Origin of the sequence: Laspinema palackyanum D2c (genome assembly GCF_025370875.1) — a bacterium.
GTDB lineage: Bacteria > Cyanobacteriota > Cyanobacteriia > Cyanobacteriales > Laspinemataceae > Laspinema > Laspinema palackyanum.
Genome location: NZ_JAMXFD010000011.1, coordinates 132644 through 148190, shown reverse-complemented (window position 1 = coordinate 148190; position 15547 = coordinate 132644). Strand labels below are relative to the sequence as shown.

Annotated in this window: 12 protein-coding genes and 1 tRNA gene; 10 read left to right on the top strand and 3 right to left on the bottom strand. The window is 46.4% G+C overall.

The annotated features are described in order from the left end of the window. Positions 1-721 precede the first annotated feature (721 nt). From NG795_RS14980 to NG795_RS14970, 3 genes are all read left to right on the top strand, one after another. Positions 722-793 (top strand) — tRNA-Gly (locus NG795_RS14980). A 42-nt stretch (positions 794-835) separates the two neighbouring features. After that, positions 836-1726 (top strand): tetratricopeptide repeat protein, encoded by an 891-nt coding sequence (locus NG795_RS14975; RefSeq protein WP_367289463.1) that lies wholly within the window; start codon positions 836-838, stop codon positions 1724-1726. A gap of 305 nt (positions 1727-2031) precedes the next feature. Continuing rightward, positions 2032-2325: a DUF4278 domain-containing protein gene (locus tag NG795_RS14970; RefSeq protein ID WP_367289462.1), complete on the top strand. Its 294-nt coding sequence runs from the start codon at positions 2032-2034 to the stop codon at positions 2323-2325. Between the two features lie 147 nt (positions 2326-2472). On the opposite strand, the gene NG795_RS14965 is transcribed toward NG795_RS14970, so the two are convergent. After that, a complete protein-coding gene (locus NG795_RS14965) occupies positions 2473-3201 on the bottom strand; it encodes a rhomboid family intramembrane serine protease (protein WP_367289461.1) in 729 nt (242 codons plus the stop codon). A gap of 728 nt (positions 3202-3929) precedes the next feature. Here NG795_RS14965 and NG795_RS14960 point away from each other — a divergent pair. The 3 genes from NG795_RS14960 to NG795_RS14950 all read left to right on the top strand — a co-directional run bounded on the left by NG795_RS14960 (position 3930) and on the right by NG795_RS14950 (position 9856). Continuing rightward, a complete protein-coding gene (locus tag NG795_RS14960) occupies positions 3930-6866 on the top strand; it encodes an SGNH/GDSL hydrolase family protein (RefSeq protein ID WP_367289460.1) in 2937 nt (978 codons plus the stop codon). A gap of 374 nt (positions 6867-7240) precedes the next feature. Further along, complete coding sequence (locus NG795_RS14955; RefSeq protein ID WP_367289459.1) at positions 7241-8713, top strand: MBOAT family O-acyltransferase; 1473 nt, start codon at positions 7241-7243, stop codon at positions 8711-8713. 15 nt (positions 8714-8728) lie between these two features. After that, positions 8729-9856 carry a hypothetical protein gene (locus NG795_RS14950; RefSeq protein ID WP_367289458.1) on the top strand — a complete coding sequence of 376 codons (1128 nt, stop codon included), beginning with the start codon at positions 8729-8731 and terminating at the stop codon, positions 9854-9856. A gap of 246 nt (positions 9857-10102) precedes the next feature. Here the strand turns inward: NG795_RS14950 and NG795_RS14945 are convergent, their stop codons facing one another. After that, positions 10103-11725, bottom strand: a complete 1623-nt coding sequence (locus NG795_RS14945; protein ID WP_367289457.1) for an IS1634 family transposase — start codon at positions 11723-11725, stop codon at positions 10103-10105. A 373-nt stretch (positions 11726-12098) separates the two neighbouring features. Here NG795_RS14945 and NG795_RS14940 point away from each other — a divergent pair, with 373 nt between their 5' ends. Next, complete coding sequence (locus NG795_RS14940; protein ID WP_367289456.1) at positions 12099-13070, top strand: RusA family crossover junction endodeoxyribonuclease; 972 nt, start codon at positions 12099-12101, stop codon at positions 13068-13070. A 340-nt stretch (positions 13071-13410) separates the two neighbouring features. Further along, positions 13411-14424, top strand: a complete 1014-nt coding sequence (locus tag NG795_RS14935; protein WP_367289455.1) for a serine/threonine protein kinase — start codon at positions 13411-13413, stop codon at positions 14422-14424. 83 nt (positions 14425-14507) lie between these two features. Here the strand turns inward: NG795_RS14935 and NG795_RS14930 are convergent, their stop codons facing one another. Next, the gene (locus NG795_RS14930) at positions 14508-14690 is read right to left on the bottom strand and encodes a hypothetical protein (protein WP_367289454.1); all 183 of its coding nucleotides are present in this window, start codon (positions 14688-14690) and stop codon (positions 14508-14510) included. Positions 14691-14732: 42 nt separating this feature from the next. On the opposite strand from NG795_RS14930, the gene NG795_RS14925 reads away from it, so the two are divergent. Further along, positions 14733-14996: a hypothetical protein gene (locus NG795_RS14925; protein WP_367289453.1), complete on the top strand. Its 264-nt coding sequence runs from the start codon at positions 14733-14735 to the stop codon at positions 14994-14996. After that, positions 14993-15415: a type II toxin-antitoxin system VapC family toxin gene (locus NG795_RS14920; RefSeq protein ID WP_367289452.1), complete on the top strand. Its 423-nt coding sequence runs from the start codon at positions 14993-14995 to the stop codon at positions 15413-15415. Before NG795_RS14925 ends, NG795_RS14920 begins: the two co-directional genes overlap by 4 nt. Positions 15416-15547: the final 132 nt, after the last annotated feature.

Here is a 15547-nt window from a genome sequence, read left to right as displayed (position 1 = left end):
CCTTTTTAATCAGAAAAGGACTGATTCGGGGGATCATAAATGGGGGTGGAGATGCCACAATTGAGGGGATGGGGGAGACCGGAAGAGGGATGCCGTTCCTGGGGAATTCCCCAAAGTTGGCGGTCATGTCCCTTCCTTCATGGAGGCGATCGACCCGGATCAAGTGAGCGCACACCGATGATCCGGAGCATTCCCAAAGGGGAAATTTCCTAATTTTACGCTTTTAGAGTTGATTAATTAGGGATGGTATGAATCCCCCCGGATCAGGATAGAGATTGGGGATTTTTTGCCCTTCCTGAAGGGGAATTTAACCGGAATAAATTGGATGATTTTCTATATTTAGGGACCAAGAGAGGAGGCATCTGAAGTGGTAGCTCTTAATTCTTAACTTTATTAGAAAAAATACCCCGATTACCCTTGATTTTAGAGGGAGAACGACTGAAGTCGGGACGTTGAACTTAAGAGGGAGAACGACTGAAGTCGGGACGTTGAACTTAAGAAAAGATAACGACTGAAGTCGTTACTACGAACATGAGAAGAGATAACGGCTGAAGTGGTTACTCCGAACTTTGGGGGGCCTCTGGCTGGACTGGGCGGTGTTTGGGAGGGAAAATTTAACTGACCCCTTGACAAACCTGGGGGCAATGGCGATATAATGGTTCTCTAGTCTAAAGTTATAACTTCAGTGCCCAAGGGCAACGGGTTGTAACGAGGACTAGATGCGGGCGTAATTCAGTGGTAGAATGTCAGCTTCCCAAGCTGAACGTCGTGGGTTCGAGTCCCATCGCCCGCTTTTTGTTTGGCTCAATGTTAGGGCTTGTGCCTACGGTTGCGAGTGGCTTTGCTGCGTTCCCGGGTTTTATTACAATGGGAGGATTGGCAGTTTAGTAACTCAGAAGAAACGATGGGATATTCGATTGAGGTCTATGACCACAACTTTGAGCAAGAAGTTTTAGAAAAGTCTTACGAAATTCCGGCGATCGTGGACTTTTATGCGGTTTGGTGTGGTCCTTGTCAGATGTTAAAGCCCATGTTGGAAAAGGTCGCCCAAGAATATGATTGTGTAGTAGCAAAGGTGAATATTGATGAAAATCAATATTTAGCACAAGCATTTCGGGTGGAAGGGGTTCCCGATGTGAAAATTATCCGGAATGGGGAAGTGTTGGATGGGTTTGTGGGAGTGTTACCGGAACCGCAATTGCGAGAATTTTTGGCAAATTGTGATATTAAGTCGGGTTTAGAGGAAGGGTTGGAGGCGATTCGTCAGGTACTTTTAGGGGAGAATCGTAACAAAGCGGGGGCGATGTTTGCATCCTTGTTAACCAACTATCCAGAGAATAGACGGTTGCGGTTAGAGGCAGCCAAGTTCTATATCAGTAAAGATGAGTTGGGAAAAGTTGAGGAACTTTTAGCGGTCATTCAAGCCGATGAACCCCAATTTTTTGCACAAGCGCAAGCAGTGAAGGCGTTACTTCAGTTTAAGATGGAATGCAATCATCCTTCAGGAGAGGGTGAACTGGACCGAATGTTTTCTAAGGCATCTTGTTTGACGGTGGCGGGGGACTATGAGGAGGCATTGCAACTTTTCCTCAAGATTGTGGAAAGCGATCGCAGTTATAAACAGGATGGGGGAAGAAAAGCAATGCTGGCTATTTTTGACTTACTAGGAAATGACCATCCTCTGACGAAGGGTTATCGACGGAATTTAATGACGGTTCTATTTTGAGGGAGAGTCGCTGATTCGGGGTGTGCAGGGTTGAGAATGCACAGACGGACCGATCGCACCCCGGATGCTCAGAAATCCGGGGAGTCGGTGGCAAATTTTCCCAAAAGTTGACTGGAACTCATACTGAGGATTGGTGCGATCGCGGCTTTCCTGATGTCAGGATCAAGTAAGTGAAGAAATGAGTTGCAGATTTAGGCACTCTACCTTAATTCCAATTGTTTGACATCTACCATTGGGTAGAGTTGGGGTAAAGAATCATTGGCCTAGGAATTCATGAAATGCTCGATCGCTAACAGGTGAGATTGATGAAACTTTATTATCGTGGTGTCAGCTATGATTTAACTCCTCCCGTGAAAACACCGCCGGGGGTAATTTCCGGAACCTATCGGGGTAAGTTTTGGCAGTTCCAACAAGGGGATTTATCAGAGAACCTCGGCGAGTGCGATCGCTGTCACTTTTACTCCGGAGATCCCCACTTACTCTGTGCCGTACATCCCCAGGGTCCAAATGCGGAAGGTTGCCCGGATTTCCGGTTAAATCTTCAGACGAAACCTGTTAATCAGCAAGCTTTAAAAAGCCATAAATTTTCCAATTTTTAAAGGGTTTTATATCTTAAAAAAGTAGGGTGGACATTGCCCACCCTACAATTCTTTGCTCTATCTTAGCCCGCGCAGGCGGGGTATAGCCCTAACGCCCCGGACTTCGCTCAATCTGTATAGCCCCACCCTGATGATGTGCGGGGGTTTTTAATAAATAGCGGTCTTGGGTTTATATTTAACCAACAGAGAAACTAATCCGGCCCCGATGAATAATCCGACTCCATTTGCCCAATAACCTAAGCTAGTGGGGTTGACCATTCTTAGAACAGTGAGTTGACCAATTCCATAAAATGCCTGTTGAATAAACCACCACATTAGATAAAACAAGGCGGGCACTTCGATGGGAATAAACAGGATGAGTAAGGGTAAGAGGGTTTCGATTTTAGCTTTAGGAAAGTTCAGGAAATAAGCGCCCAGAATGGCAGAAACTGCGCCATTCGCCCCGACGATGGGGACTGCTAAATTGGGGGCGATCGCCACCTGAGCGATCGCGGTGAGGATGCCACAAACCAGGTAAAACAGGAAAAACCGGCCATGTCCGAGAATCTCTTCAATCCGCTTGCCAAACACCCATAAAAACAGCATATTCCCCAAAATTTGACTAAAACTGCTGTGGAGAAACATCGAAAACAGTAAGGGACCGGCAGACATAACCATTAAGGCAACCCAGGCGGCAGGACTGGGATTGCGGACCGCATCGGTGACAACCGAAGTCATGCGATCGCTGACAACGCCCCAGCTTTGCAAAAAGGCCCCGAGTTGGCCCGTGGCCTCTAATTTGAGTTCCATCACAAACAGGGCCACATTGAACCCAATCAGGCCGTATGTTGCGAAGGGGGGATAACGATTGGGGAGATTATCATCAATAGGTATCATTGCTAAATATTATGATTTTTCTCAATCTTGACTCCCTATTATGGACGCAAAAACAGGAGAGCGATATCCGAGGGTGACGCTTTCTGGTTTGTGACCCCGGGGCGATCGTCTCACTTGGTTAAAAATTTACTCCTTTGGATAGATGCCTTACCCCCCTTTGTGAGGATAAGTCAGGCTGGCGATCGGCCCTGAACCGCGAATTTCCCTGTTTCTTCCTCGGACCTCCTCTCTCTGTTCCCTGGTTTTGGACTGCCGCCTTTCTTTTAAACTCTGTACAAAAAAAAATATTGTTCCCCACTATCGGGACTGATTTTACTTCATTTACGAAAAATTTAAAGATTTAATCTACATCTTTATCAAAAGTTTATATAAAAATTATCAAAGTTTGATAATGACTTAAATGCCGATTCGGGTGAGTGATAGCACTCTTTCTTTTCGGGTGAGCCAATCTACTTCCTACAGATTTTGAGAGAAGGGGTTTGAGGTTATTTCTTACAATCATTCGATAGATAGATAGACTTTCCACCCAGCAAAGGATAAATATAAAGCAATAGATTTCTGAGTGAACCCCCAGGAAATTTAATTTCCCTCTCACTAAAGACAGTCTAGCCGGTTGACATATTTAGACCTTACTCAAAAAAACACTTTACCCCGATTCAGGGTTTATTGCCATAAATTTACAATTCTTTTTTCAACGACCCTTCTTAAACATCAAGGAGCAAATCCGTATGGTATGGAGTATCGACTCATCAATTTATGAAATTCTAGCGGGACTGTCTGAAGCAGATATCCGGCGATCGCTCGTAGGGAACAATACCCCAGTCACAGTGGAAAGCGAGGATGCGATCGCCGGTGACTCAAACAACGATTTGCTATTGGGAGATCCCGAGGATGACCTATTAATTGGTGATCTCGGCAACGATACCATTTATGGGGGGACCGGAAATAACACCCTGTTTGGAGGAACGGGTCATCTGAGTGTCGAAGACTGGGAAGGACAGGACTTATTAGTAGGGGGACCGGGAGAGGATTTAATCTTTGGAAATCAAGCGGATGACACCCTTTATGGCGGTGACGGAAACGATACCCTGTATGGCGGTAAAGATAGCGATCGCTTGTATGGCAATCGCGGAAATGATCTCCTATTTGGTGACTTAGGAAGCGATACCCTCTGGGGAGGTGAAGGACAAAATCGCTTTCAAATCGGCAGGCGTTTTGATGTTCCCGGATTTCTCAGTACCGGAGGACCGACCCTGGATGATGCAGACTGGATTATGGATTTTACCCCGGGTCAAGACTTAATTGCACTGCTGGGGGGACTGACCTTTGATGAGTTAAATATTTTTGCAGGAACCGGGGAAAATGCAGGGGATGCTATCATTCAAGATACAATTACTCAAGAGTATTTAGCCATCCTCAAAAATATCTCTCCCGAGGCGATCGTTCAAGATAATTTTTGGCCAACTTCTCAACCACCCCTGCCATCATCACCCCCTCAGAATCCGCCGATAAACCCCCCTGTCCCTGCCGATGTGGTTTCTCCCGTTGAAGAAGAAGTTTCTCCTGTTGAAGAAGTTTCTCCTGCCGATGTGGTTTCTCCTGTTGAAGAAGAAGTTTCTCCTGCCGATGTGGTTTCTCCTGTTGAAGAAGAAGTTTCTCCTGCCGATGTGGTTTCTCCTGTTGAAGAAGAAGTTTCTCCTGTTGAAGAAGAAGTTTCTCCCGTTGAAGAAGAAGAAGTTTCTCCCGTTGAACCCAATCAGTCTTCGGCGACAATTGCCTTCAGTACGATTCGCTATACCGTCCTAGACGATAATACCCCCGCCCGAGAAATCACCCTAATTCGCGAGAATGATGTTCAGGGAGAAGTCAGCGTTACGGTTACTCTCCACAATGGCACAACCACAGATTCTGGGAATCCTGAAACTACTTCTATTATTGTCAAATTTGCCGATGGAGAACCCAAGAAAACTATTGCAATTCCCCTGGGTAAAAATAACAGTATAGAACGGGAAAATACCTTTTCTATAATTTTAAGCGACCCAACTGGAGAAGCCACAATCAAGATACCTTATCCCGTTGTTGTCACCCTCCCCGAACAACAAAAACCCGACTCAATTATCTTGACAGACGAGAATTTGAGCGAAATAGAAGAGCAGGAAATATCAGATTTGGAACCAGATATTTCCTCGGAAATAGAAAAAGAGGAACCCTCGGATTTAGAAGCCAATGTTCCTTCCGAAATAGAAGAGGAGGAGGATACTGATTTAGAAGTCGTTGTTCCTTCCGAAATAGAAGAGGAGGAGGATACTGATTTAGAACCGGATGTTTCCTCAGAAATAGAAGAGGAAGATAATACTGATTTAGAACCGGATGTTCCTGCCGAAACTGAAGAAGAAGAAGAGGAGGAACCCATCCCTGATGAGGATGAAATTCCCCCTATTGAGGATGAAGAGGGGGATGATACCAGTGGCGAAATAGAGGATGAACCTGTGGATGAGGACGCGGATGATAGTAGTGGGGAGGACAGTCAAATCCGCGTCACCGCCAATTATTCCGATGCCACGAGTGGAATTATTGCGGACCTATCAGAAGAGAGTGTGACCCGTTTATTTACCACTGATGAGGATGTTCCTTTTAAGATTTTGCCTTTAGGAGATTCCAATACAAGGGGCTATCCGAATCAGGCGAGTCTGGGTGGATATCGAACTCGGTTGTGGGAAAGATTAGTGGAAAATAATGGATTTAATATTGATTTTGTAGGTCAGGCCAACAGTGGTCCAGCAAACATGGATAGAAACCATGAAGGCAGGGGAGGATTTACTATCACTCAACTCATTGACAATAGGACCAATCCTTTTACTGGGTTTAATCAGCCAACAGACCCTCTTTATACCACCATAGAAGATGCCTTAAATTATGCTCAACCCGATGCGGTGTTATTGATGGCGGGTACTAATGACATTCTTCAGGACAAACCTGTAGGAACAGCCCTCACCGATTTGGGAATTATGGTGGATCGGATTGTCGCAACCTTGCCCAATACCCAAGTGCTAGTCAGTTCGATTATTCCCAATAAATCGAAGTATCAAATTCGGCAACAACGGACCACTGAGTTTAGTGAAAAAGTTGAGGAAATTGTTGTTGAACCGCGCGCCAATAATAACCCCAATATCCGATTTGTCGATATGTTTAATCTGCCGTTTGTCACCGGAGACTATGATAATGATGGCATTCACCTCACGGCGAGTGGCTATGATAAATTAGCGGATGAATGGTATTCCCAGATCCGGATGTTACCCAGTGGTGAAGAGACCCTGACGGATGTTCACAATATTGTTGGTTCCGCTTATGATGATACTCTGATAGGAAATGATGAGTCGAACGAGATCCGAGGCGGTGAGGGGAATGACTGGCTGAGCGGGGGTGCGGGTGAAGATACCTTTATTTTAGCTTCCGGGGAAGGAACAAATACGATCGCCGATTTTCAAAGCGGCATCGATCGCATCGGACTCACAGACGGATTAGAGTTTGAGCAGCTTGTGATTTCTTCCGGCAGTGAGACGACTCAGACTCAGATTGCGATCGCCGATACCGGGGAATCCTTAGCCCTCCTTCTCGGCATCGATGCCAGCATGATTAACGCGGATGATTTTATCCTCGTTTAATCAATACCCTGGTGTTTTGTCACTTCACAGACAAACCATAGGGAATCTAAATGAATTGGATAATTTCTCATGGAGGGGTTGGGAGCATCTTGCTCCCTACTGCTCATAGGCGTGCGATCGCAATCCTAAATGAGTTGTAACCAACCCAGGGAGCCAGATGTGATGCTCCGACGGCACCCTACGCGAAGGCATAGATGAGGGTTTTGACCTGGGATACCTAACACAATTGATTAAGGATTCTTATATATAACTTTAAAGCCACAAAAGTGAAATTTTACTCCAAATTTACCCATTAAACAACCCCTGAGAGCAGATGACGATCTAAAAAGTTTCCGGCACACTAAACCTGTTGAAATAAAACATCGGAAAAGACCTTGTTATTCAACTCTTACGAATTCATCTTTATCTTTTTACCCCTTGCCCTGATTGTTTTCTTCGGTTTAAGCGCCTATCGTCAGGTCAAGGCTGCAACCTTATGGCTCCTATTAGCCTCCCTCGTCTTTTATGGATACTGGCGAATCAGTTACATTCCCCTCTTGCTCATTTCTATCCTGGGTAACTATTACTTTGGGCGGTGGATAGATGGGGTGCAACCCGGAACAAAAAAGGCCAAAACTTTATTATGGGCCGGGGTTCTCTTTAATTTAGGAATTCTGGGGTATTACAAATATGCAGGGTTTTTGATTGCCTCTATCAATGGACTCTTTCAAACCCAGTTTCCCGTTCCTGCCATCGAACTGCCGTTAGGAATTTCCTTCTATAGCTTCACTCAAATTGCTTATTTGGTCGATGCTTATCGCGGACAAACCAAAGATTATCAATATGACTTGGTGTCCTATAGCCTATTTGTCACCTTCTTTCCTCAACTGATTGCAGGGCCGATTTTACGCCATGACGAACTGATTCCGCAATTTACCCAGCTTCGTAAGTTCGTTTTTTCTCATAAAAATGTCGCCATTGGCTTAAGCTTTTTTATCCTAGGATTGGGTAAAAAAGTGCTAATTGCGGATACCGTCTCCCCTTGGGTGGGGGCAGTATTTGAACAGGCGGATTCCGTCACCTTTATCGAAGCTTGGGTGGGAGCGATCGCCTATACTCTCCAACTGTATTTTGATTTTTCTGGCTATTCCGATATGGCGATCGGTTTAGGATGGATGTTTAACTTCCGCCTGCCGATCAACTTTGATTCTCCCTATAAATCCACCTCCATTGTAGACTTCTGGCGACGGTGGCACATTACCTTATCTTTCTTTCTGCGAGATTACCTCTACATTGCCCTTGGGGGCAGTCGTCGGGGACAAGTGCGCCGATACTTCAATCTGCTGATTACCATGCTACTCGGGGGATTGTGGCATGGAGCGGGATGGACCTATATTTTGTGGGGATGGTTGCATGGCACTTTCCTGGTCATCAATCACGGGTGGCGACGCTTGGGATTGAAAATGCCCGGGGCGATCGCCTGGGTCATTACCTTTCTCGCCGTCGTCTTGAGTTGGGTCGTCTTTCGCGCCGAAAATATCACCCAAGCCGGACAAATTATCCAAGCCGCTGTGGGCTTAAAAGGCATTGTTTTAACCCCTGATTTTCAACCCTTATTAGGCTGGTTACCCCAATCCTTTGTGCAGTTTCGAGAAGTGGCTCAACTCCCTGCTCTCCCTCCGAATTACCGCAAAAGTTTTGTGATTTTGGCAGTGGTATTAATGGGAGCGGTTTTATTACCCAATACCCAACAAATAGTCGAACGCTTTAAACCGACCACCGCATGGGCTGTGGGACTCAGTGCAGTGGCGATCGCCTGTCTACTTTCCCTCAACAGAATTTCTGAATTTCTCTACTTCCAGTTTTAATCCAGGGGGCTTCTCATGAAAAATTATCGTCAATTTAACCGCGCCTTTTTTGGCCTCACCATACCCGGATTATTAGCCGTGGGCTTATTCAATATTGGCATTGATCCCTACGGGGTAATGAATAGCCCGCAATGGCGACTGAATCGCTTAAGAACCGAACAATTTAATCATGTTCGCCTGTTTAAAGCCAGTTCAGTCAAGCGCATCGCCCCGAAAACCGTGTTATTAGGCTCATCCCGCACCGATTTAGGACTGGACCCGAAACATCCCGCCTTGGCTGACGGTAAACCCACCTACAATTTAGGGCTGGTGGGTCCGAATATGTATGAAGTCAGACGATATTTTGACCATGCGATCGCCAACCAACCCAATTTAAAAACCGTCGTCCTCGGGGTGGATTTCTTTATGTTCAATGAATATAAAACCAATCCTGCGGACTTTGAAGAAGCTCGCTTAGAACGAGATAGCCTCACCCCCCAAGAATGGCTGAATGTTACCCTTTCCCTTGGAGTAACGCGATCGAGTTTAGGCACAATCAAAAATAGCTGGCGATCGCAAGCCAATTTTCTCTACCATGACAATGGCTTTCGATACGTTCATAATAACGAAGCGGAGCATCCCCTACCCCAGGAATTTAAAAACATGATTCATGGGTTTTTCCGAGAAGAAGGCTATTATCCCCGCTACCAATTATCCCAAAGTTTTTTAAATGATTTTCGAGAGTTAGTAGAGATTTGTCGCAGTCGAAATATTGAATTACAAATCTTTATTTCTCCCTCTCATGCTACGCAATGGGAAGCATTACGGATGGCAGGACATTGGGAGGAGTTTGAACAATGGAAACGGGAACTGGTTGCCATTGCCCCAGTTTGGGACTTTTCCGGCTATCATTCCATTTCTAGCGAACCCATCAGCGAGAAGATGACCTATTATTGGGACAGTTCCCATTATCGACAAGAAGTCGGCAATCTCATCCTCAATCGCCTATTTGACTATGAAACCGCCTCAGTTCCCCCAGATTTCGGCGTCCTAATGACTCCTGAAACCATAGAAGAACACCTCGTCCAAATCCGGGGCGATCGCGAATCCTGGGCCAATGCCAATGCAGAGGCGATCGCCTTCGTAGAGGAGTTAAAACCTTGAGAATAGCTGGATTTGGGGGAACCTGGACAGAAGACTGTGAGCCTGGAAAAGGGCGATCGGCTGGCAATCCTGCATCCAGGTCCCTGGTCCTCCGCCCATACCAAAGTAGCCCAAGTATATATAACCAGTTTTGGAGGAGTTTTTTATAGAAAAAGCCAGCAAAATGCTGGTTTTTTCTATTACTTATATACTTAGTTTTATATACAAATTGGGTGTTGTAGTAAAACCCACATTCCGCAGGTTGAATCAAGTCAGTAAATAATATTTCTGGCAGGAGGCCCCTAGGAACTGAAGGATCCATCGCCGCTCATCCGTTAAATAGGTGATTTTCTTGACTCCATCAACCGTCAGCAAATGAATGGATTGAAAACATTGAAAAACCCATCGTAGAGTTGGGGTAGTGGTGGGTTTACCTACTTGATTCTTAATCGACTTTTTTGCTTTAGCCAGAGCCTCTCTTAATGCTCTTTGACCTAAACTATACACTAACAAACACAATCCCATCACCATTGCTAGGGCTTCTATTCGTTCCGGATTTTTTAGAAAAACACTATCGGTAAAAAACATCGGGTCTTTTAAAAACCGAAATCCTCTTTCTGTCGATTGTTGGTTTTTGTATTCTTGTAATACCTGTTCATCACTCAGTTCATTAACATCCAAGACGTTCGTAGCCAGGATAAATCTTCCGGCTCGGATTTTCTCTTGTTCTATGGCTGACTCATTCTCGACAAAATCGGCTTGGATTTGATAAGAATACCCAGCGGGCTTGGCTCCCTTTGGTGGTCTTCCGGGTTGGGTATAATAGGGAACTGTTAATATTTTAACCCCGGTGATTGTATGATAGCGCAGCTTCTTATTGAATTGCTCAACTGCTTGCTCTGCATCAGGTTGACAAGCGAATTTCTGTTGGCTTAAGCTTTTAAGTTCGGAGCGGGCTTTCCCTTCCAAATTTTTAATTTTTTTCTTTAATTGTTTTAAGTCAGACTCTTTCCTTTTTTCACTTCCGACTAGCACCCATCGTTGTTTAATTTCTTCATAAGTGATTTCACAACTTTTTATCTGATATCCATCCAATTGACAATTTTGCAGGTCTAATTCGGCGGGTTCGTTCAACAATTCTTTAGCTGCTTTTAAAGAAGCCGGAACTCGGGACACCCATTTCAAATGATTAATTTGTCTTAAATTTTCTTGATTATAAAGGGCGGCATCGGCTACGAATAATCCGTCCATGTCCCAGTTTTCTCTAAAATCTTTCATCAATTTTGCAAAAATAGCTGAGTCGGATTCATTGCCCGAGGCTACTCTTAAATAGAGCGGAATATCTCCATCTGAACTACAAATCAAATCGACGATAAATTGCTTTAAGTCTGGACGGTGGTCTCTTGAGTATCCATAAGTAATCTCAATCGGAAGGGGTTCTCCTGTGAGGTTAGGTTCCCTCAGATATTGCCCATGAACATGAAACGATGTTGAATCAAGGTGCTTGCTCTGGGTATTTACTCGGAACTTTTTAGCCGCAGCCAAGGCCACTTTGACAAATAGTTGGGTGATGCCTACTTTATAGAGTTCATCTAGGACTCTACCTAATCGGTCATCATTGAGCAGCTCTGGCGTTATCCCTTCTCCCAGAAGATGTTCTGTGGCTTTGCCGACAAAGAATTGGGGAAATAAGTACAATGGGGCGCTCACCAACCCTAAACCATTGAGAATCATTGCTTTGACAACGATTCCTGGACTCACCAGCGTCAGGGGGTGAGGCTCCAGTTCTCGGTTAATCAGCTCGACGAGCCCTATCTCATCAATGATGCCGGAGACTATGCCACAGTGGTCAATATCTTGTACTATGATATCAGATGCTATGTCTGTCATGGTTTTAGAATATTCCGAACTGTCTTATTTTACCTGCGGAATGTAGGGTAAAACCCCGCACACTAAAGGATGGGGCTATACAAACGAAGCCCGCCTACGCGGGCTAAAAGACAAAGGACCAATGACAAAAGAATAGGGTGGATTCTTGAAATCTCCATAAGTCCTAAAGAATGTGCGGATTTCTGGGGTTAACTGTGGAAGACTTCTATGGAACGACTCCGGAAAAACCAGAGTCTATCCGGTCAATTCAGGAGAGTCCCCCGGACGATCGCCCTGATTCTAGGGTTAAATTCTGGAAGGAATCTCAACTCTAGGTTAAGATATCCGGATGCGTCTGGAAACCGATGCCCCTAACCACCCAAGCTAGTTCCTCATGCCACCGACGACCTCCATCTTCCACCCGATCGATTCGCAAACCCGCCAAACGCTGCCCTTAGAAGGCGATCGCCAGGGACAATCCACCCCAGGAATGGTCCCCTTGACCGAACTAGCGGCCCAAATTCATCGCGAACACGAACGCTGTCAACAGTCGGTGGCGATCGGACTCCTGCACGCTTGCACAGCGGGAAAACTACTGATCCAGGCGAAACAGCGCGTCCCCGCGCAAAAATGGCGCGTATGGTTAGCCGGTTATTGTAACGTTCCCGAGGCCACCGCACAAACCTATATGGAAATGGCGCAGGGATGGCCCTCAGTCAAACAAGACGCGGCGATCGGTCCAAGACAGGAAACTCAGGAAACCGAAGATTCGCCCACCTGGACCGAATTGAGGCAAGAGGAGTTAGAACCGCCTTTAGTTGTGAATGCTCAACTCCTGTCCGAGTCAGCACAGCGACTCACCTTTGTGTCCCTCCTCCAACGACCCAAAGCTGAACCGCGATCGCGAATTGTGCGAACCGAACCGCGCAAAGCCAAACCCCAAGAGACACCGCAACCCACGGAACCCGATGCTCAACGGACCGTGAGAACTCTAACCTTATGGATTCCCGGGTCAGTCACCCCCAAAGCGCGTCCTCGGGTGACCTCCAATGGAACATTTTTACCCAAACGATATCGGGAATGGAGACTTCGTGCAGAAGGTGAGATTCTCATGCAAGTGCATCAGATGAATCCGTTACCGCAGTTACCCATTGAAAGAGCAGCCGTGCGGATTATCTTACGGGGTAAACATCGGGGGGATGGCGACAATGCGATCGGCAGTGTGTGCGATGCCTTAGTCGGTGCCGGAATCTTCTCATCCGACAGCCTCAAACAGATTCCCTTCGGCAGTTGGCGGCACATCCCCGACGGAGAAACCGGCGTCAAAATTCAAATCGAGGCTATGGAACACCTAATGTCCGCATGACATGAGTTGAGACTCAGGCCATTAGTTTGGTATTAATTATATTTTAAATTAGATACAATGTTGTCAGTATAAATAGCAAAGCTTCATTTTAGACAAAGTTTATATAGCACTCCCCCCCATCCAACTGCTTCATCCACGATTTAAAATCTCACAAAATTTTAAAGGCAGAGCCATCAGGTTAAGATACTTGGCGAGAGTCTGTAAAACCTCTCGGCATTTAACAGCTATATAGCGGTTCCCCCAGTGATAACGAATCAGCCGCCAACTCCACGAATTGATTGGCTCCGATGCTCCAACTTCCGATTAACATAGAGGAGGTGAGTCAGGTCGAGGAGAATTCATGAGTTTGCAAGCGGGTGAGACTCTGCACGGGGGAGACTATCAGGTGCTGCGATCGCTCAATCAAGGGCGGGTGGGGATTAGTTATCTGGCGCAGCGCAAAGGAGGCGATCGCGTCGTGATCAAAACCTTGCGGGATGACGTTTTGGCGCAACTGACCCTAGACAAACGGGACAAGTTAAATAACAAGCTGCTAAAAGAGGCGGTGCGGTTGGCGCGTTGCCATCATCCCCACATTGTCCGGTGTTTCGATTCATTTCTGGAACGGGGTCAGCCGTTTATTGTCATGGAGTTTGTGGCAGGGGATGATTTAGCCAGCTTGCCGACGAAAACCCTGCCGGAGGAGGAGGCGTTGACCTATATCCGCCAAGTGGGAGAGGCGTTAACGGTGGTGCATCGGGAGGGGTGGGTGCATCGGGATATTAAGCCCGCCAATATCATGCTTCGGGCGGGAAAATTCGAGGCAGTGCTGATTGATTTTGGCGTGACGAAAGGGTTTGATGAGACCCTAACCTCGATTGATTCCAGTAATACCGATGGGTTTAGCCCACCCGAGCTTTATGATCCCAATGAGCAGGCGAAACCTTATTCCGATGTCTATGGTTTGGCGGCGACTCTCTACAATCTGTTATCGGGGGATGTCCCCCCTAATGCCCAAAAGCGGGTGAATTTGCAGCGAAAGGATCAGAAGTTGCCGGACATCCCCGGGGTGAGTGCTGAAACGAATTGGGCAATTCGTCAGGGGATGGAGTTGGATTATGGCGATCGCCCTCAAACCATTGAGGAGTTTTTAGCCTTGTTGCCGGTTCCCCAAGGGGTCAAACCCTTGCCACCGCAGCCCCCTCGTGATCCGAATTTTCGGCTAAATCTCTATATGCTCTTTGTAGCGATTCTGGCGATTTTTGTGACAATTATTGTGACGATTTTTGGTCAAGATATCCGCCAAAGTATTATCAATTGGTTCTCTTCGCCAGGAGTGGAGGACAACTCCGAACCCTCATCCCCCAACAATTGATCAATCTCTTGTAATGGCTCCTGTGCAGCATGAATCACCGGATGAAGATTGCCTCAACCTCTGCGATCGCTGTTGGAAAAATCTCAATCCGGTAGGTCATGCTTCTTTCGCAACTGAGTAAACGCCTCATCAAGTGGCATCCCTTGGCCCTGCTCAAACTCCGCTATACTCTTACGAATCCCTGCCAGAGACTCAAAAAGTGCCACGCGATCGAGCAAATTTTGATAGCTGTCCGCATCCTGCACCACAACCGCACGCCCACTCACCCACTGCTAAAATAAAAACAAAATCTTACCCTCCTACCAACCATGACCCCCCGCGAACAACTCATACAAGAAATTCTCCTGGCCCCGGATTCATTGGTGAACCTTTTACTCCAACTGATTCCTCCCCTCCGTACCGATCCAACTCACCTCACCCCGCAACTCCAAGAACTCCTAACCCCCACCGACCATCCTGCCCCAGACCCTTCCCCCTCTGCCTTCGACCTGGCTAGGGATCTGGCTGGCTGCCTCAATGGGCCCCCAGATCTCTCAACCAACCCCCAATACTTTGAGGACTTTGGCAAATGACCCAAACCATCATTGATACGGGTCCCTTGGTCGCATTCCTCAATGTTCGTGATTCGTGGCATGGATGGGTATTAGATCAATGGCAAACCGTTCACCCTCCATTGCTTACCTGTGAACCCGTGATCACAGAAGCCTGTTTTTTGCTGCGAAACATTTACGGGGGCCGCAATGCCATTATGCAGTTATTGGCTAGAAATATTTTGCGGCTAGATTTCTCTCTCAGCCTGGAATATCAAGCTATTCAGCAACTCTTAGAACGATATGAATCTGTACCCATGTCCTTGGCTGATGCTTGCTTAGTGAGAATGTCCGAATTGTATCCAACCGCTCAAATCCTCACGTTAGATAGTGACTTCCACATCTATCGCAAACACCGGAATCAACAAATTCCCCTCCGAATTCCAGATTCGCTGAGTTGATGAAATCCGGACTCAATCGCGTAATAAAGGAATAAAACCCGCTTGCTCAAAATGTTGATCGTAGGCGAGGGCTTCTGTAATTGAGTATTCTTCCATTATTTTAAAAGAAACGCAATCTGTCAGACTCCCGAC

Bases quoted from the DNA above. Each gene is read 5' to 3' on its own strand.
- NG795_RS14965 (WP_367289461.1), bottom strand. From the start codon at position 3,201: ATGATACCTATTGATGATAATCTCCCCAATCGTTATCCCCCCTTCGCA.
- NG795_RS14935 (WP_367289455.1), top strand. From the start codon at position 13,411: ATGAGTTTGCAAGCGGGTGAGACTCTGCACGGGGGAGACTATCAGGTG.
- NG795_RS14945 (WP_367289457.1), bottom strand. From the start codon at position 11,725: ATGACAGACATAGCATCTGATATCATAGTACAAGATATTGACCACTGT.
- NG795_RS14950 (WP_367289458.1), top strand. From the start codon at position 8,729: ATGAAAAATTATCGTCAATTTAACCGCGCCTTTTTTGGCCTCACCATA.
- NG795_RS14940 (WP_367289456.1), top strand. From the start codon at position 12,099: ATGCCACCGACGACCTCCATCTTCCACCCGATCGATTCGCAAACCCGC.
- NG795_RS14970 (WP_367289462.1), top strand. From the start codon at position 2,032: ATGAAACTTTATTATCGTGGTGTCAGCTATGATTTAACTCCTCCCGTG.
- NG795_RS14960 (WP_367289460.1), top strand. From the start codon at position 3,930: ATGGTATGGAGTATCGACTCATCAATTTATGAAATTCTAGCGGGACTG.
- NG795_RS14925 (WP_367289453.1), top strand. From the start codon at position 14,733: ATGACCCCCCGCGAACAACTCATACAAGAAATTCTCCTGGCCCCGGAT.
- NG795_RS14920 (WP_367289452.1), top strand. From the start codon at position 14,993: ATGACCCAAACCATCATTGATACGGGTCCCTTGGTCGCATTCCTCAAT.